Raw genomic sequence first — 18622 nt, forward strand, 5'->3', positions numbered from 1 at the left:
GCTAAAATAGCGGTAGAGCGTTTGCAAGCTAACATTGAATGAGGAAAGTAGGAAAAGGAATGGATTATGTTATCTTTGGACTTGTTGCATATTTATTAGGCTCTATTCCATCTGCATTAATTGTTGGAAAAGTAGGCTATAACATAGATATTCGCGAACATGGAAGTGGTAATTTAGGTGCAACGAATACCTTTCGTATTTTAGGAACAAAAGCCGGAGCAATTGTTACATTGGCAGATATATTAAAGGGTACCCTTGCAACTGTATTGCCACAATTATTTGATGCCAATGTATATGTGCTAGCAATTGGTCTATTAGCAGTAGTAGGGCATATGTATCCTATCTTTGCAAAATTTAGAGGTGGAAAAGCTGTAGCGACTTCTGGAGGAATGATCCTTGGAATGTATCCATTACTATTTGTAATAATGGTAGCTACATTTTTACTAACCTTGTATTTATCGAAATATGTATCACTTTCTTCCATTATTACAGGACTAGTGTCTTTACTTGTTACAATCTTCTACCAAGACTTAGGACTTTCTATCGTAGTATTCTTATTATCCAGTGTCGTCTGTTACCGTCACAGAGAAAATATTAAAAGAATTAAGAACGGTACTGAGCCCAAAATTAGCTGGATGTAAAAAGCAATAGAAGACCGATAAATTGAATAATTGTTTTCTATTAAGTATACTAAACCCTAGTCAATATGTTTGACTTCATACGACAAAAACAGCACTTCTTTGCTAGGAAAGGGTGTTTCACCATGCAACAAATGAAATCAATACCGAAAAAACAACTTCCACCAAAGGAAGAACGACATAAATTATTCGGTTCTGTACCACCAATTGAAAAAACGAAACCAATTGAAAAAAATAAAATGGCTGATTTACAAAATACCAAAAAAGACTTTTTATTTAAGCTAGATGCAGTCGGAGTATCAAATGTTAAATATCCTGTTCTTATTTACAGTGATTTAGCACCAAAAGAACAAACAAGTATTGGTACATTTGAATTTTCATCTAGCATTCCTACAATGTCCAAAGGGACGAATATGAGTCGTTTTATGGAGTTACTTCAAGAATATAGTTCTAATAGAATGAATATTTCTATATCAGAATTAAAACGATTCACAAAAGAGCTTTCTGGAAAATTAGAACAAAATGATGCAACTATAGAAGTTGCCTTCCCTTGGTTTTATGAACGTAAAGGTCCAGAATCCCAATCCACTGGAATGAATCATGCAGATGCTAAATTATCTATTACCTACGATAAAGATTCTGGATACAGCCTAAAAGTTTCATTATCAGCTTGGATTACGACGTTATGTCCATGTTCAAAGGAAATTAGTGAATATAGTGCACATAATCAGAGAGGTAATGTTACTCTTGAGGCTACTTTAATAGAAGACTTTGACGAAGATAATATTGATTGGAAATTAGCATTATTAGAAGCTGCAGAAAGTAATGCAAGTGCAAGACTCCACCCTGTACTCAAAAGAACTGATGAAAAGATGGTAACGGAACAAGCATATGAGAACCCACGCTTTGTAGAAGATATGGTTCGTCTCATTGCAGCAGATTTATATGAGATGCCATTTGTGAGTAAGTTTCACGTTTCTTGTCGCAATGAAGAATCCATTCATATGCATGACGCAATCGCATCAATAACATATGATAAAAGCTCCGAATAAAGGAGATTATTTCATGAAATTTATTTTTATCGGACTAATAAAATTTTATCGAAGTGCTATTAGCCCCTTCACTCCTTCTAGTTGTCGTTTTTATCCAACTTGTTCAGAGTATGGATTAGAAGCAATCAAACGTTTCGGTGCCTTCAAAGGTGGTATATTAACTATAAAAAGGATTAGTAAATGTCACCCTTTTCACCCTGGTGGAGTGGATGTTGTTCCAGATAAAAAAGAAAAAAACAACAACGAAAATGAGCTAGAAAAAGGAGTTGTTCGACATGAAGATTAATGTATCGGAAGAAGCAGCAATTTGGTACAAAGAAGAATTAAATTTATCAGAAAAATCATCCCTTCGATTTTTTGTACGGTACGGTGGAGTCGGTGGTCGGATTGCTGGATTCTCATTAGGTGTTAAAGAAGAATCTCCTAAAAATGCGCATGCCTCTACGACTTTAGATAATATCCAATTCTTTGTAGAAGAATCGGATGCATGGTATTTTGAAGATAGTAACCTTTCCGTTTCCTTTGATACCAAAAACGGCGAACCGAAAATAGAATACCCAGACGCTTAATCAATATTTTAATGAAAATGCTGCTAAGATTCCATTAGCAAGGTCCATTTATAAACAAATATGCAGTGATAGTTAAATATTTATATTTAGGATTACTGGAACAACTCCCTGCTAAAAAAGTCCGACTGCAATGGAAATCAAATAGAGCAGCATTCGGATTTCATGCAAAATATATTATAATGAATTTGATCTACTTAAAAATCCGAGTTCTTGTTAAAAAGAACTCGGATTTTTGGTATGGTAAACTTTCTATTCTAATTTAAACCTCTGGATTTGATTCCATTGTTCTTCTTCTCTCAGAATTTTAATTTGAAAATCTCCAAACAAATCATAATGAGGAAATTCTTCATTCATATCAATCCAGTTATCTTGTAGGCCATGCTTTCTTCCCCATGCTTTTAACTTGTTTAGATCGCTGCAGCCTACTTTTGTAACTGTATTACACCCGGGAAAACGATCGTCTAACCAATAATGCGTTAAAAAATCAATTTTTCCTGACCGGACATTTTCTTTCCAACTTTGAAGTTCTTCTCGCTTTAAGCCAAAAGCCATTAACTATTCCCCTTCTAATTGTTCTTGATATGCTTGATGCCATTCTGGAAAAGTCCTGCGAACGGATAAAGGTCGGAATGTTTCTTTATTGACAATTGTATGTGTAGTTGTTCCTTCTACAGCTACTTTCCCTTGTTCATTAATGATATTATAGCCATAAACCGTTCGAACTCCATCATAAGATTCTAACCAGGTTTCAACATACGTTTCTTCTGCATAGCGTATTGGTCTTTTAAAAGATATATTTGCATCAATAACAGGTGAAACTACCCCATGATTTTCCATATCATTATATTTTAGGCCTATTGCTTCTATATACTTGGTTCTTCCTATTTCAAACCAAACTAAGTAGTTTGCATGATATACGACTCCCATTTGATCTGTTTCCTGATAACGTACTTCTATTGGTGTTTTTACTGTTAACAATGTCCTTCCCCCTATTCATCCTGATATTATCCTATCACAACGGATTTGGAAGATGAAATAATTAAACTCATTTATTCTATTTGTTGCTTTAAAAACCAGGCCAGGAATCCACTTAATACAAAATTAGGTAATAGTAATAATAAAATAGACTGCTCTATAAAAAAAGGCTCCAACATTATGTTGTCGGATGCCCCCCTTTTATTAATCTTGTACTTTCTTAATGGATTGTTCCATTCGTTGATCCATTGATTGTTCAATTTTCTCCATTATTAAACGATCTGCTAATATTTGTTTTCTATTTTCTGCTACCAATTCTTCAAAATTCAGTTTCTTTTTTAAAGACATGGCAATACCTCCTTTTTGTGAAGTATTACCAATTATTTAAACAATTATAATCATGTTATCAATTTAAACCTTCAACCATTTCTTGCATAAATTCATAATCCATTGGTCCGATCTTTCTTGGTTGTTGAACTGTACCATCCGTTCCAATAAAATATGTAGACGGTGCAGCATATATCGTATATGCATCTGCCACCTCTGAATTCTTATCTAATGGAACAGTAAAAGTAAAATCATACTCATCAATAAATTCTTGAACATCCTGTTGTTTTTTTTCATATTCTGTCATATTAATCGTTACTATTTCGATTTCGTCTTTATAATCATCATAAAACTGTTGCATCTCTGGCATTTCTTCTTTGCACGGTGGGCACCATGTATACCAAAAATTAAGGATTACCTTTTTGCCCTGATAATCCGACAAACGAAATGATTCCCCGTCTAATGTTTCTAGCTCAAAATCAGGAGCTTTATCCCCTGGTTCAAGTCCAACACTTTCTACAGGTGCAATAGTGCCACCCTGCATATTATCATCACCTGTTACATGATAATCGGGTTCTGAATGGTTTCCCTCGTAATTACTTTGAATGATATTGCTAAGTAATATTCCTATTAATACTAATAGAAGCATGAATCCAAAAATCTTCTTAAACATGTTTGCCAACTCCATCTTATTTTCCAGTTAATTCTATCCTAAGTTGGTAATTACGCTTTGTAAAGTAAATACATAGCAGTTAAAAAAATAGACATATTTTATCAACAATACAGTGAAAGAAAAAACAGGTTCATAATAAAAAAGAGCCCCCGCAATTCTATGCAAGGACTCCTTTTTAGTTATTCATTCAATTATACTTGAACTTTATCACGTAATACCATTCTCAAGATACCACCATGACGATAGTAGTCAATTTCTACATCACTATCAAAACGTGCAACTGCATTAAATTTCGTTACTTTACCTTCTTCATCTGTAGCAGTTACTTCTACAAGTTCTCCTGGTTTAACTGATTCATCAATTGTCACATCAAATGATTCTTTTCCAGTCAGACCTAATTTCTTCGCACTATCCCCTTTTTCAAATTGCAATGGTAATACACCCATCATTACTAAATTTGAACGGTGAATACGCTCAAAACTCTCAGCTATAACCGTTTTGATACCTAATAGATTTGTACCTTTTGCAGCCCAGTCACGTGATGACCCCATACCGTAGTCTTTACCACCAATAACTACTAGACCTGTACCATCTGCTTGATACTTCATAGCAGCATCATAGATTGGCATAATCTCTCCAGTTGGCCAGTAAGTAGTATAACCACCTTCTGTCCCAGGAGCTAAAAGGTTACGGATTCGGATATTTGCAAATGTACCTCTCATCATAATCTCATGGTTACCACGTCGAGAACCATAAGAGTTAAAGTTTCTTGGAGATACACCTTTATCTTGCAAGAACTTACCTGCAGGCATATCTTTTGCAATCGCACCAGCAGGTGAAATATGGTCAGTTGTTACAGAATCCCCAAATAATCCAATCGCACGTAAATTGTTTAAAGCTTCCACTTTACCGGCTTCTGCAGATAACCCTTCAAAGAACGGAGGATTTTGAATATACGTAGAATCATCATCCCATTCGAATAATGGTTCATCAGTCGTATCAATTTCATTCCACTTATCATTAGAAGTGAATACATCTTCATATTCTTTACGGAATATTTCCGGCGTAACTACTTTTTCAACCTCTTCTTTAATTTCAGTTAATGTTGGCCAGATATCATTCATGTAAACATCGTTACCGTCTTTGTCTTTTGCAAGAGGTTCTTTAGATAGGTCGATATCTACTGTACCTGCTAGAGCATAAGCAACCACTAATGGTGGAGATGCTAAATAGTTTGCTTTTACAAGTGGGTGAATACGACCTTCAAAGTTACGGTTACCAGAAAGTACAGAAGAAGCAATTAAATCACTATCCATAATAGCTTGCTCTATTTCTTCACGTAATGGACCAGAATTACCTATACAAGTCGTACAACCGTAACCTACTAAGTTAAATCCTAGTTGGTCTAGATAGCTTTGTAATCCGGCATCTTCAAGATAACGAGTAACAACCTTGGAACCAGGAGCTAACGAAGTTTTTACGTATTCTGGCACATGAAGTCCTTTTTCTACAGCTTTTTTCGCCACTAAGCCCGCACCTAACATTACATAAGGGTTAGATGTATTTGTACAAGAAGTGATTGCAGCAATAGCAAGCGCACCTGTTTTCATCACAGATTCTTTACCATTTGGATGATTTACAGTAACTTCTTTATCAAACTCAGATTTGTCCATGCCAAAGCCTTGATTACCCTCTGGAGCAGTAATCGCTTTATTAAATTCTTTTTTCATATCAGATAATGCAATCAAATCTTGTGGACGTTTTGGTCCGGATAGATTTGGCTCAAGATCAGAAAGGTCAATTTCAATGACTTGTGTATACTCTGGATCTTTTTGATCTGCATCATACCATAAATCATTTTCTTTACAATACTTTTCAACAAGTGCGATTAGCTCATCGTCACGACCAGTAAGCTTCAAGTAATCTAATGACTCCTGGTCAATTGGGAAGAAACCACAAGTTGCACCGTATTCTGGAGCCATGTTAGAAATGGTTGCACGATCTGCAAGTGGCATATCTTTTAATCCTGGTCCAAAGTATTCCACAAATTTACCAACTACATTTTGCTCACGTAATACTTGAGTTACTTTTAAAGCAAGGTCTGTAGCAGTTGTTCCGTTAGGGAACGTACCAGTAAATTTAACACCAATAACCTCTGGTGCTGGGAAGTAAGAAGGCTGTCCTAGCATTCCAGCTTCAGCTTCGATACCACCTACACCCCAACCAAGAATACCAAGACCATTAATCATTGTCGTATGCGAATCGGTACCAACTAAAGTATCTGGAAATGCATCATACGTGCCATCTTCGGTTTCTAAAGCATGCACAACGTTCGCGATGTACTCTAAATTAACTTGGTGGACAATACCAGTTGCAGGTGGAACTGCGCGGTAATTATTAAATGCTTTTTGTGCCCAGTTAAGGAATTCATAACGCTCTGCATTCCGCTCAAATTCAAGATCCATATTTGCTTTTAATGCATTTTGAGTTCCATATTGGTCTACTTGTACGGAGTGATCAATAACTAGATCTACTGGAACTTCTGGATTGATTTTGTTTGGTTCGCCACCTAGATCTACCATTGCTTTACGTAAGGAAGCAAGGTCTACCACTGCAGGAACACCTGTAAAATCTTGCAATATTACACGTGAAGGTTTAAAAGGAACATCTGCCCCACTTGCCTTTTTTGTTCCCCAGTTCGCTAGGGACTCCACGTGTTCGTCCTTAATTTGATGCCCATCATGTTGACGAAGTAAGGATTCTAAAAGAACTCGAACAGAAAATGGTAAACGATCTAATTTGCCCTTACCAGCTTCTTCTAAGTTTCTTAAACGGTAGTAGTTATACTTTTTACCGTTTAATTCGAACTGCTTCCTTGCGTTAAACGCATTGTTGTCAGTCATATATGTTACCCCTTTCATTTGCTCAGCCTCATTAAAATTAAGTTAATGAGGTATTACTTTTTTTAATCAAACACATATTTTAAATTAGTCGACCTTACATACTTATAATATAGGAATCTAAACAATAAAACAATTATAAATCCTTGAAAACTATATTCGAATTAGTTATGTAACCCTATAACATAAGCTTATATTAGTACTATAAGGAAAGTTATAATTTATCAGAATACAAGTTTAAATGTACTACCCTTCCCTTTATTATTGGACACCTCAAAATTTGCGTTATGCGCTTCTAAGATTTGTTTCGTAATTAATAATCCTAAGCCTGTACCAGTTTGTTTTGTAGTAAAAAAAGGTTCCCCTAGCTTATGTAGTATCTCCTCTGGAATACCAATTCCTTCATCAATAACCGATACAATAACATTATCTCCTACTTCCTCACTAGTTAATATTATTTCCCCACCTGTTTCCATCGCTTCGAGTGCATTCTTCACTAAATTAATCAACACTTGTTTGATTTGTGAACGGTCACATTCGATTGCTTGATTACAAGAACCTACCTTCATAATACTTATATTTTTTTGTTTTGCCTGAGGACTTAATAACATAATAACGTCATTGATCATGTCACTTATAATTTCTTCCGAACGATTATCTGTTAGTGGTTTTGAAATAAATAATAACTCAGAAGTTATCGATTCTATCTTTTCTATCTCTTCTATCATAATATTAAAGTATTCTTCTTTATGGTTAACTCCAGCTTGAAGTAATTGTAGAAAACCTTTTAATGATGTGAGTGGATTTCTAATTTCATGTGCTATGCCGGCAGCTAATTGACCTGCAACATTCATTTTTTCTGAACGAACCATCATATCTTCTAATTCCTTCTTTACGGTAAGATCTTTCAAATAAACTAATACATAAGTTTGATTATCAACATTTCTATAATATTCGAATTCGCAAGTGAGTGGAACATAATCTCCATCGTTATTAAGAACATTTAGATTGAAATCTCTCATAGTCTTCTTTGTTAACTCAGCTTTTCTTCTAGCGAATTCTACATCCTTTCCAGAAACCATTTCATCCCAATGTAATCCCACTAATTTTGATGGAGAAAAACCTAAAATCCGTTCGATAGATTCTGTAATATATAATATTTCACCAACTGAATCTAATAAAACAAATATTCCATCACTCTTCTTATCTATCCAATTTATAATTTCGTCAGGCAAGTCTGTTGCATGCTGTATATTTTTAAGACTTTCAGGAGTTTTCGAGTTCCGTTCTGTTACATAGTTATCTTTTTTATTTTTCATAACTGTGCTCCTTCCAGAATTACCTTTTACATAATATGTATGATTATGACGATTGATATATGACACTTGTTATTAAGATTAATTGACATTATAATGAAATCAAAGACAATTTTATCCAATGATTATGTTTATGTTACTACAAAAACATTAAAAAATAAATTAATTATTATAATATTAAACAATATTCATAAGTTTTTTTAATTTAAGAACAGGATGCGTTATTATGATGTCTATTATATTAGTTATATGGGGATTTTTGCTGATTAGCCTTATGGCTATAGGTGGTTACTTTATGTTTCGTAAGTTTTTGAAACGTCTTCCAAAAGAAGATGGAAAGTCCATTATGGACTGGGAAGAACACTATTTAGAAGAGACTAGACATAAATGGAAAGATGAAGAAAAAGAATTCTTGGAAGAACTTGTTTCACCCGTACCCGAACTATTTCGAGATGTGGCAAGACAAAGAATTGCCAGTAAAATCGGTGAGCTATCTATTAATAAACAAGAAAATATCATTCAACGTTCAACCATAATCGAAGGATATATTATTGCTACACCAAAACGCGATCATAAATTTTTAAGAAAAAAATTAAAGGAGAAGAGTATTGATACAACTCCATATGAACCACTTTTCCAACAGTCAAAAGATAATTATGACTTCGATTGGAGAGAAAAATATCAAAAATAAAAAACAATGTGCCACTATCTTAAGCACATTGTTTTTTATTAAGCTGCAAATATTGATAGAGCATTGCAAGCCTCCAAGTTCCTATCATTCCAAGTGCTAATAAGAAGAACATTCCTGTTGTTTCTCCTACAGAAATCGTGCTTCCTATAATAATCTTAATAGTAATTCGAATCACTAATAACCCTATTAAAATAAAAGGAAAAACTTTAGACGGTTTCACATAAATATCGTTACCGATTATTTCAAGACGTGAGGTTTTAATTAAAAATATAGAAAATATCATTCCTACAACAAGTGCTTCTAACACCTGCAACCATGAAATATGAAATATTGGTAGAACAAACATTAACGCTCCTGTACTCATAAAAATTGGAGGTAAAATAATCTTCTTTATTGTCGCAGGTTTTTTTGACGCACGCATTCTTACGAAAACCATCGTAATTGCCATGAGAGCAAATACGACGGTACTTGCTATTGCCCAATACATGGTATCACTCTTCCCTAAGCTGAACTAAAATGTTTACTATGGTTATTCTACAATCTATTATACATGATATAGTATGATTAGAAACCCGAAAATCCAAATAATGAAGCTAAATAAGAGGTTAGCTTCGTCATCCAATCAAAGAATAATGCTATCCCCATAAAAATCATCACCCAGCCACCTATTTTTACTAATAACTGACTATGTTTTTTAAACCAAGTTAATTTTCCAATGAAAAAAGCGAGTACAAAGAAAGGAATAGAAAAACCTAATATGTAACTTATCATCATAACCATACCAATATCAGGTTGTGTAGCTGCTAGTGATAAGACTATTGCTAATATTGGTCCAGTACATGGTGTCCACCCTAAAGAAAAAGCCATCCCAATTAAAACAGAACCTATATAACCTGCCGGACGATTTTTAAATTGAATTTTTCGATCCTTCATTAAAAACTCAAAATTTAAGATACCAACAATTACAAGTCCAAAGAAAATAATAAGTATTGCTCCAACTTGTCTAATTGTTGATTGATAGGTCATTAAAAATTCAGAAATAAAAGTTGTTGTAAACCCAATCATAATAAAAATACTAGAAAATCCGATTAGAAAGCAAAGCGTGTGTAATATTGCTTTTTTATCCATTCGTTTATTGTCATCTGTAATTTCATTCATACTCATACCAGTAATGTATGAAAGAAACACTGGATAAAGCGGTAACACACAAGGCGATATAAATGATAGAAATCCTGCACTAAAGGCAAGAAAAATATTAATTTCTGACATAAGCTAACTGCCCCCTAACAAGTCATATTCTATTCTAACAGATGTATTACTAATTAAAAGAAGATAATATGACAATATATATACATTTTATTCATTTTTAAGTAAGAACATGCGATTCATTTTTCTAAAACAAAATAAAAAACCACTTATTATAAAGTGGCTTTCTGCGAGTCTAGATCACATAATACCAAATGAACTCTATGTAATCATTCACTTACATGGTAAGTGAATTTATTCTTTACCAGATTGGTTATTCATGGCACGCATCATTTGATTGATTTTCTTTTGTGATGGCTTTTGACCCATTTGCATCATTAACGTACGAAGCATTTGCTCATTAATAGGTGGATTCTTTTTAAGATAGCTCATCATATATTTTCTAGCAATAAAAAATCCTAGAGCAACACCTGCAACCAATGCTGCGATTGCAATTAATACTACCCATATAGTACTCATGTTACTGAATTTCCTCCTTCGTGTTGTCTCTAATACAGTATATTAGATTACAGTTAAGAATACAACGGTTTCGCAAAAAATACTATTTACTATAATATCCTAACTAAACTATTTCATAATACCTTATTAATGATATCTACTATCACTTTATATTGTTACTTTCAAATTTAAATCGATTTATTATTTTAGTTAATGAACTAGACAATTGTATGAGATCCATTCCTATACTAAGAGTACTACTCGTCTGCTCATTTTGTAATTTATTATTTGTAAGCATTTCTTCCGTACTTGCCAAAGTTTGTTGCGATAAAGCCACAAGCTGTTCTGAAGATTCTTTTTGTACAGGTAAGTAAGACTCTAAAGAATGAAGTTCACGTTGAATATCTACAATAGTTGTTATCGTATCAGTAATATCCGACATTAAATAATTCAATTCATTTTTGGATCCCGTAGCAATATTTAAATTATCTTTTGAATTCATTAGCATTTGCTTACATTCATCGGATGCATTCGTCGTTAACTCTTCCATATGAGCTATTGAATTAGTGATCTTATTAGCCGCTTCAGATGATTGTTCAGCTAATTTACCAATCTCATTAGCTACTACTGCAAAACCTCTACCTCTATCACCTGCATGTGCTGCCTCAATAGAAGCATTTAATGATAATAATTTTGTTTGTTCTGAAACTTTTTGGATTAACTGTACTAGTTCAGAAATATACAATGATTGATGAAATACCGCTTCTACAGTCTTTGTTAATTCATTTACATCTTTTTCATAGTCTTCAAAAGTAGATATTAACTTCTTTATACTTTTGTCTCCTTTATTTGCAGTACTATTCATTTTCTTAGAAGTATGAAGGATATTGTTCATATTATTAAACAGCTCTTCAATTTTATCTTTCATCTCCACCGTAGTTTTCAAGTTATTTTCCGAACTGCTTGCTGTTTGTTTTGCTCCCTTGTTTACAATTGAAATGGAATTCGTTAGTTCTTTACTCGATTGTAATGTAAGTGTAGATGAACTTTTCAGCTGGTTTCCAGTTGCTTGTAATGAGGTCATACTTCTTTTCAATTCTTGAAGCATCTGCTGAATATATTTCATCATAATATCATAACTGCTATGTAAGGACTTAATTTCAGGAATCGTTGTATTAGGTGAAGAAATTATGAAATTCCCCTTTTTTACTTCCTTCATCGTTTCCTGTAAATCAATTAATGGAGTCGTTAATGATTTGATAAACTTTATTAATAAAATCAGAGAGATAAGAACACTGGCAATAATTATTAATACTAATATATTTCCCATATTTGTAATTGGAGCCATAAAAGAAGCATTACGAACTAACACAACATAACTTCCACTCACTTCCTCCATTGTTTGAAAAGAAATGGTAAATACTTCTCCATCAATATTTCTAGTAATCTGCCCATTTCCATTCTCTTCTATTTCAGTCACAAGTGAAGTAGGTATGGATGGTAGTTCACCTTCACTAACTGGAAAAGCAGTAACATCTCCATTACGAATATACAGATATTCTGAATCAATCCCATCTGACTCCAGCCTTTCCCTCTGCGTTCGTATATTTGAATTCAGTTGTTGCATAAAGTAATCGGGGTCACTTATGTATGTAAAGTGTAAATTTTCAGCAATATAACCCATTAGTTCCGTTTCACTTATCAATCGTTCTTCTATTGTATTTAAGGTAATATTTTTTGCTTGATAATAAGAGATAATTCCAACCATGGATACAGAAAGCACAGTTAAAATGATAAATAATATAAGTAATCGCAACCTAAATGAAGTCTTTTCTAAAATTCTTTTTAAATATGATAACATGCAGCTCATCTCTCTCCTTTTAATAGTTCTATAGTCCTGATACTTACGTATTGTACCAATATATTATTAATTTAATGTTAAAATTTGGTATATAAAACTATATAACTAAAATTGATGAGCATTTTGGAGTTACAGATGTTTCTTAATATCTATAATTGCTTGTAAATGCATTCCTTCGTGAAAAATCGTACGAATTAATACTTGTTCAATTGTATACATCTCCATTTCAATAGGAGGGTACTCTTTTGAGAGCTGGTGTCTATAACAATTTTCAATTTCTATAGGTTGTTGCTTTAGCAAATATTTTAATTCCTCAAAACTTGGGGTTTCAGAAGTAAAGTTATCGGGTGAAGTTCCAAATCCAAACCACTTCATTAAATTTTTTGTAATACTTGAATACTCTTTCGTTAATGTCTCTATCCACAAAAATTGGTCTAAATAGATATGTCCTAAATTCCAACGAATATTGTTTTTAAAATATTTGGGTATGATTTCTGATTCATACTCCGATACATCTTCAACAACTGATAGAACATCATTACGATACGTTTTTACTTGATTAAACAATACTTCATGCTCATTTTTCATAAGGATAACCTTCCTTATCGTTATTAATAATAGATATTATTCTACATAATTTAGATTATCCCTTCTTTACCAGTACTAAAAAACGGAATTACAATCTAAATTTACTTAGATTGTAATTCCGTTCTTCAATTTTCACTAAATCAATTAAAAATATGAATACAATACCTGTTGTAGCTCATTTTTATTATCATGAGTCATTGGAGAAATCCATCCAAAATGCTTATTATCTTGTCCCTGTACAAAAAAGAATGGATGAATGTCTTCTAGTACAGGAAATAAAATCGATACAGCAGCTTCGAGATTGGAACAACGTAACGATAATCCCCCATTTTCTACATAAAGAAATAACACTTCTTGATCCCGTTTTATTTGAATTCGATTGCCTATTCGCTTTACATAAATGTTCGGTGATGAAAACTGTTTTAAATGCATAGCAAATTTATACAAGTGAAACCTCTGAGTTATAAATGAAAACTGTTTACTCAAATAATTTCTTTCGGGGTCGTTCTCATATTCATTAAAAAATCGATGCAATAAATCACTCTTATGAAAATAGCTTTTTGCCACTGGTTCTTTAATCCAATAAATAGAGTATGCATTCATACCGTATTCCCCCTTCTATTAACTATTATAGAAAGATAGACATTCAAATGTTGTCAAATTAGTTCGCAAATAACTTCTTCTTTTGTCGAATTCAACTAAAATCATAAAAAGAAAGACGAAACCTTAACGGAATCGTCTTTCTTCTAAACAGAAATATTATTTTAACAAGTCTTCCACATGTTTTACAACATTATCTACTGTAAATCCATATTCTTCAATAACTTTTTCACCTTTTGCAGAAGCACCAAAGCGATTAATACTGATTACTTTTCCATCAAGACCTACATAACGTTCCCATCCAAATGAAGTTGCCATTTCAATTCCTACTCTAGCTTTCACTTCTTTTGGTAGTACTTCATTCTTGTATGCATCTTCTTGAGCTTCAAAACGATCCCATGAAGGCATGCTAACGACTTGAACATCGATACCTTTTTCTTTTAATGTTTCTTGCGCACGTACTGCCAATTGAACTTCTGAACCAGTAGCTAGTAATAATGCATCTGGAGTTTCTTTCTCAGATTTACTAATTACATAAGCCCCTTTTTTCACACCTTCGTACGCATTTTCCTTCGTACCTTCTAGTGTTGGAAGGTTTTGACGAGTAAGAACAAGCGCTGTTGGCTGATGTTCAGATTCAAGAGCTAATCTCCACGCAGCTTGTACTTCATTAGCATCCGCCGGACGAATAAGTGATAAGTTTGGAACTGCTCTTAATGATGCTAACTGTTCAATTGGTTCGTGAGTCGGCCCATCTTCACCAACTGCAATTGAATCATGAGTAAATACAAAATTCACAGGCATATTCATAATTGCTGCTAGTCGAATAGCAGGGCGAAGATAATCACTAAATACGAAGAACGTTCCAGCAAACACTTGTAACCCGCCATGCAAGGCCATACCATTTAACGCCGCTCCCATAGCATGTTCACGTACACCAAACCATACATTACGACCAGAATAATCTTCTTTTGTAAAGTCGCCTTCTTCATTAATTGTTGTTTTGTTTGAACCAGCTAAATCTGCACTTCCGCCAAAGAAGTTAGGTATTGCTTTAGCTACTGCATTTAGTACTTCACCAGAAGATGCACGAGTTGCAATACTGCTACCAGGCTCATATACCGGAAGTTCCTCTTCCCATCCTTCTGGAAGTTGACCATTAATTGCTAGATCAAATTGTTCTCCTAATTCAGGATAAGATTCTTTATATTCTTCAACAAGCTTGTTCCAAGCAGCTTCCTTCTTCTCTCCATCGTTTACGATTTTTTCTTGGAAATCAGCATATACTTCATCTGGTACATGGAATGATTCATGATTCCACTTATAAAATTCTTTTGTTAATATTATTTCATCTTCTCCTAATGGAGCACCGTGTGAAGCAGCAGAAGCTGATTTATTTGGAGAACCGTATCCTATAATAGTCTTCACTTCAATAAGTGTTGGTTGTTTCGTATTACTTTGCGCTTGTTTAATCGCTTCACGAATTGCGTTTACATCGTTTCCATCTTCCACTCGTAATACTTGCCAACCATAAGCTTCAAAACGTTTTTCTGTTTCCTCAGAGAAAGAACGGTCTAAATCTCCATCTAGAGATATATCATTAGAATCATAAAGTGCGATTAATTTACCTAATCCTAAGTGACCTGCTAAAGAAGCTGCTTCATGAGAAATCCCTTCCATTAAATCGCCGTCACTCACAAGGGCATACGTGTAATGATCTACTACAGAATATCTGTCTTTATTAAACGTTGCACCTAAATGCGCTTCTGCCATAGCCATACCTACAGACATCGCAATACCTTGTCCTAATGGTCCTGTAGTTGCTTCTACACCATCGGTATGATGTACTTCCGGATGTCCTGGAGTTTTTGAATCCCACTGACGAAATTCTTTTAGATCTTTAATAGATACATCATAACCGGAAAGATGCAATAAGCTGTATAATAGCATTGATCCGTGTCCCGCAGATAATACAAAGCGATCACGGTTAAACCATTTTGAGTTTTTTGGATGATGATTCATAAAATCTGTCCATAATGTGTACGCCATTGGTGCCGCACCCATTGGTAATCCTGGGTGTCCTGAGTTTGCATTCTCAATAGCATCAATGGATAACGTACGAATCGTATTTATTGATAATTGTTCTACATTGCCTGACATTTTGTCTACCCCTTTCAAAATAAAGCCTTTACTTCTTCATTCTATATTGAATTTATCATGACAACAAGCATGACCAATAGAATTTAATGTTTTTTGTTTCGGTCTTGGTAATCACGAAGCTTCTGGGGAGTAACGTCATTACCTTTTGGATCAATAACTGTCATTGTACTTAATTGGTTCTTAAAAGAGCTACGTACATTCTTTAAATACTCTTCACGAAGCTTCTTTTGTTCTGCTTTTTCTTCTGTTGTTAATCCTTCTTCTTTAGATTTTTTAGACAGAAAATTAATTCTCTCTAATTTATCTTTAGATAACATAGTGTCAACCTCCCCACTATTAAAAATGACAAAAAGACAGGATTTCATATCCTGCCTCTTATCGTACTCTACCTCGAATCCAGATTCAAGTATTTTGATATTCTTGATATCTACGGTGTACAGTAGCTTTTGAAACGTTATAATCTAAACCATTGAGCACCTTTGTAATTTCATTAAATGTTAACCCATTCTGCCGCAATCGAACAATTTCTTCAATGGGCACTTCCGTTCGATCTCTACCAGGAGACTGATTAATTTGTTTTAAATTTTTTTCAGGTCGATATCCTTCACGTACTGCTCTTCGCATTCCTCTTCTTATTTTCATATTTTGAATTTTTCTCTGATATTCTTCTACAATTCCAACAATTTGTAATACCATCGAATCGGCTTCATTCAGTACCAATTCACCTTCGTGAGCTACAGTATATATAGGGATATTTAGCTTAGCTAATTGATGAAAAAGTGCAATTTTTGTATTCCCTCTACCTAAACGAGTTTCATCTTGAATACATAAACAATCCGCTTCTTTACTTGAAAAATATTCGAGAAGTTGAAAGAGTCCTTCTCGTTCGATATCGTACCCGCTTGCCTGCTCTTCAATACAATCAATAACCGTAAAGTTTAGCTTGTTTGCTAATGATTGCAATTCCTCCCGTTGGCGTATAAGGGAAGACTCTTGTGTATGTTTATCCGTGCTGACTCGACAATATACTACTGCTTTCAATCCTAACTTCCTCCTGTTTAATTAACCGCTCGTTACCATAGAGAAATATAAAAAAGCGAGCGCTAAAGCAAATGCTATCACATAGAATGCATCGGTTCTAGTAATTTTCTTCAGCATAATTAAAAGCTCCTTTCATCCGTTTATCGAACAATTGTTCCTATTTGATTCAAAGTATATACCGAACATATGATCTTGTCAATAAAAATTAGAACGAGTGTTTGCTTATTTAATAGTAAAATGATAAACTATCATTAATAAAAACCTATGCTAGAGGTGAACGTTTGATGACGAAACTATCAAAAAGACAACAAATGATTTTTGACTTTATTAAAAGCGAAGTAAAGTTAAAAGGATATCCACCATCAGTTCGAGAAATTGCTGTAGCAGTTGGACTCGCTTCCAGCTCAACTGTTCACGGGCATTTAGAAAGGTTAGAAAACAAAGGATACATACGAAGAGATCCTACTAAGCCAAGAGCAATTGAAATTATTGATCCAGAAATGGAACAACAGCTTCCAAAAGACGAAGCACGTTATGCACCTGTAATTGGTAAAGTTACTGCAGGGATACCAATTACAGCGGTTGAAAATATCGAAGAATTTGTTCCAATTCCAAGTTCGAGTGCCGGTCCAGACGATAATGTATTTGTACTTATAATTGATGGTGAAAGTATGATTGAGGCAGGCATTTTAGATGGAGACATGGTAATTGTTAAACAACAAAACACAGCATTAAATGGAGAGATTGTTGTAGCAATGACTGAGGAAAATGAAGCAACAGTAAAACGATTTTTTAAAGAAGAAAAACGTATACGACTACAACCGGAAAACGCTACAATGGAACCTTTATTTTATGAGAATGTAACAGTTCTTGGAAAAGTGATTGGTCTATATCGAAATATTTTCTAATAAAAAGAGTTTGGCTTTCTATAGCTAAACTCTTTTTATATCGATAGAATTTATCTGTCTGCATAGTTTGTACATAAATCTAGAATTACACTAATATTATAATATTAAGAAATGAACTAATATTATAATATTAAGAAATGAAAGGAGAGAAATGAAATGTCAGATAAATTCTATCAACGACGAAGTTTTTATATTCCAACTGCCCTTATAGCAATGGTTCTAGGGATATATTATCTAACTAAGTATGTAGATTTTTTAACATTACCTTTCTTATGTATAATCTTAATCATCGTTACTACGTTAGAAGTAATCGAAACTAAAAAAATTAAGTCAAAAGAAAATATTCTAAAATTAGGATCTGCCGGATTATTAATCGCTTTGGCTACATGGTACCAAATCACCGTATTCATTCTATGAATTTATTAAATAACTAATAATATAAGTAAGTTAGATTACTGTAATAACTATATAAAAACTATTTTTAATTACCGCAAGTTATTAATATCTCCCTCTAAAAATCAGAAACAATGGTAATAAAACACATTTAGCTCAGTAATTCTATTTTATAATTCCCACACTAAACGTCTAGTAAACTGGACTACCGGTATCAACATTCAAA

The 18622-nt window shown here is 33.7% G+C and carries 22 protein-coding genes; 7 read left to right on the forward strand and 15 right to left on the reverse strand.

Annotated elements, in window-relative coordinates; all coding sequences use genetic code 11:
• The first annotated feature begins 59 nt into the window (after nt 1-59).
• From plsY to AQ616_RS06880, 4 genes are all read left to right on the forward strand, one after another.
• On the forward strand, nt 60-641 hold the full coding sequence (plsY, locus tag AQ616_RS06865) for a glycerol-3-phosphate 1-O-acyltransferase PlsY (RefSeq protein WP_017796804.1): 582 nt from the start codon (nt 60-62) through the stop codon (nt 639-641).
• 122 nt (nt 642-763) lie between these two features.
• On the forward strand, nt 764-1690 hold the full coding sequence (gene folE2 / locus AQ616_RS06870) for a GTP cyclohydrolase FolE2 (RefSeq protein ID WP_017796803.1): 927 nt from the start codon (nt 764-766) through the stop codon (nt 1688-1690).
• A 13-nt stretch (nt 1691-1703) separates the two neighbouring features.
• Nucleotides 1704-1976, forward strand: coding sequence for a membrane protein insertion efficiency factor YidD (yidD, locus tag AQ616_RS06875; RefSeq protein WP_017796802.1), 273 nt, complete (start codon nt 1704-1706; stop codon nt 1974-1976).
• Complete coding sequence (locus tag AQ616_RS06880; protein WP_017796801.1) at nt 1966-2259, forward strand: HesB/YadR/YfhF family protein; 294 nt, start codon at nt 1966-1968, stop codon at nt 2257-2259. Before yidD ends, AQ616_RS06880 begins: the two co-directional genes overlap by 11 nt.
• Nucleotides 2260-2508: 249 nt before the next feature.
• Here the strand turns inward: AQ616_RS06880 and AQ616_RS06885 are convergent, their stop codons facing one another.
• From AQ616_RS06885 to AQ616_RS06905, 6 genes are all read right to left on the reverse strand, one after another.
• On the reverse strand, nt 2509-2811 hold the full coding sequence (locus AQ616_RS06885; protein ID WP_017796800.1) for a hypothetical protein: 303 nt from the start codon (nt 2809-2811) through the stop codon (nt 2509-2511).
• A gap of 3 nt (nt 2812-2814) precedes the next feature.
• On the reverse strand, nt 2815-3237 hold the full coding sequence (locus tag AQ616_RS06890; RefSeq protein ID WP_017796799.1) for an acyl-CoA thioesterase: 423 nt from the start codon (nt 3235-3237) through the stop codon (nt 2815-2817).
• A gap of 201 nt (nt 3238-3438) precedes the next feature.
• Nucleotides 3439-3582: an FbpB family small basic protein gene (locus tag AQ616_RS19175; RefSeq protein WP_017796797.1), complete on the reverse strand. Its 144-nt coding sequence runs from the start codon at nt 3580-3582 to the stop codon at nt 3439-3441.
• Between the two features lie 58 nt (nt 3583-3640).
• Complete coding sequence (locus AQ616_RS06895) at nt 3641-4234, reverse strand: peroxiredoxin family protein (protein WP_017796796.1); 594 nt, start codon at nt 4232-4234, stop codon at nt 3641-3643.
• A 191-nt stretch (nt 4235-4425) separates the two neighbouring features.
• Entirely contained in the window at nt 4426-7137 is a 2712-nt protein-coding gene (gene acnA, locus AQ616_RS06900; RefSeq protein WP_069685363.1) for an aconitate hydratase AcnA, read from the reverse strand.
• A gap of 221 nt (nt 7138-7358) precedes the next feature.
• Nucleotides 7359-8453 carry an ATP-binding protein gene (locus AQ616_RS06905; protein WP_069685342.1) on the reverse strand — a complete coding sequence of 365 codons (1095 nt, stop codon included), beginning with the start codon at nt 8451-8453 and terminating at the stop codon, nt 7359-7361.
• A 226-nt stretch (nt 8454-8679) separates the two neighbouring features.
• Here AQ616_RS06905 and AQ616_RS06910 point away from each other — a divergent pair, with 226 nt between their 5' ends.
• On the forward strand, nt 8680-9141 hold the full coding sequence (locus tag AQ616_RS06910) for a DUF2621 family protein (protein WP_077596621.1): 462 nt from the start codon (nt 8680-8682) through the stop codon (nt 9139-9141).
• A 19-nt stretch (nt 9142-9160) separates the two neighbouring features.
• On the opposite strand, the gene AQ616_RS06915 is transcribed toward AQ616_RS06910, so the two are convergent.
• The 9 genes from AQ616_RS06915 to AQ616_RS06955 form a co-directional block, all read right to left on the reverse strand.
• On the reverse strand, nt 9161-9628 hold the full coding sequence (locus AQ616_RS06915; protein ID WP_017796792.1) for a CcdC family protein: 468 nt from the start codon (nt 9626-9628) through the stop codon (nt 9161-9163).
• 77 nt (nt 9629-9705) lie between these two features.
• Entirely contained in the window at nt 9706-10410 is a 705-nt protein-coding gene (locus AQ616_RS06920; RefSeq protein WP_017796791.1) for a cytochrome c biogenesis CcdA family protein, read from the reverse strand.
• Nucleotides 10411-10641: 231 nt separating this feature from the next.
• Nucleotides 10642-10866 (reverse strand): YneF family protein, encoded by a 225-nt coding sequence (locus AQ616_RS06925; protein ID WP_011066077.1) that lies wholly within the window; start codon nt 10864-10866, stop codon nt 10642-10644.
• A gap of 142 nt (nt 10867-11008) precedes the next feature.
• Nucleotides 11009-12706, reverse strand: coding sequence for a methyl-accepting chemotaxis protein (locus tag AQ616_RS06930; protein WP_017796790.1), 1698 nt, complete (start codon nt 12704-12706; stop codon nt 11009-11011).
• Nucleotides 12707-12835: 129 nt separating this feature from the next.
• A complete protein-coding gene (locus AQ616_RS06935) occupies nt 12836-13294 on the reverse strand; it encodes a DinB family protein (RefSeq protein WP_017796789.1) in 459 nt (152 codons plus the stop codon).
• 144 nt (nt 13295-13438) lie between these two features.
• A complete protein-coding gene (gene sirA / locus AQ616_RS06940) occupies nt 13439-13897 on the reverse strand; it encodes a sporulation inhibitor of replication protein SirA (RefSeq protein WP_069685343.1) in 459 nt (152 codons plus the stop codon).
• 156 nt (nt 13898-14053) lie between these two features.
• Nucleotides 14054-16054, reverse strand: coding sequence for a transketolase (gene tkt, locus AQ616_RS06945; RefSeq protein WP_069685344.1), 2001 nt, complete (start codon nt 16052-16054; stop codon nt 14054-14056).
• Between the two features lie 83 nt (nt 16055-16137).
• Nucleotides 16138-16371 (reverse strand): DUF896 domain-containing protein, encoded by a 234-nt coding sequence (locus AQ616_RS06950; RefSeq protein ID WP_017796786.1) that lies wholly within the window; start codon nt 16369-16371, stop codon nt 16138-16140.
• An 85-nt stretch (nt 16372-16456) separates the two neighbouring features.
• On the reverse strand, nt 16457-17095 hold the full coding sequence (locus tag AQ616_RS06955) for a YneB family resolvase-like protein (RefSeq protein ID WP_017796785.1): 639 nt from the start codon (nt 17093-17095) through the stop codon (nt 16457-16459).
• A 284-nt stretch (nt 17096-17379) separates the two neighbouring features.
• Here AQ616_RS06955 and lexA point away from each other — a divergent pair, with 284 nt between their 5' ends.
• Complete coding sequence (gene lexA, locus AQ616_RS06960) at nt 17380-18003, forward strand: transcriptional repressor LexA (protein ID WP_017796783.1); 624 nt, start codon at nt 17380-17382, stop codon at nt 18001-18003.
• Nucleotides 18004-18159: 156 nt separating this feature from the next.
• On the forward strand, nt 18160-18420 hold the full coding sequence (locus AQ616_RS06965) for a hypothetical protein (RefSeq protein ID WP_017796782.1): 261 nt from the start codon (nt 18160-18162) through the stop codon (nt 18418-18420).
• The last annotated feature ends 202 nt before the right edge of the window (nt 18421-18622 follow it).

The organism is Oceanobacillus sp. E9, from assembly GCF_001741975.1.
GTDB lineage: Bacteria > Bacillota > Bacilli > Bacillales > Amphibacillaceae > Oceanobacillus > Oceanobacillus kimchii.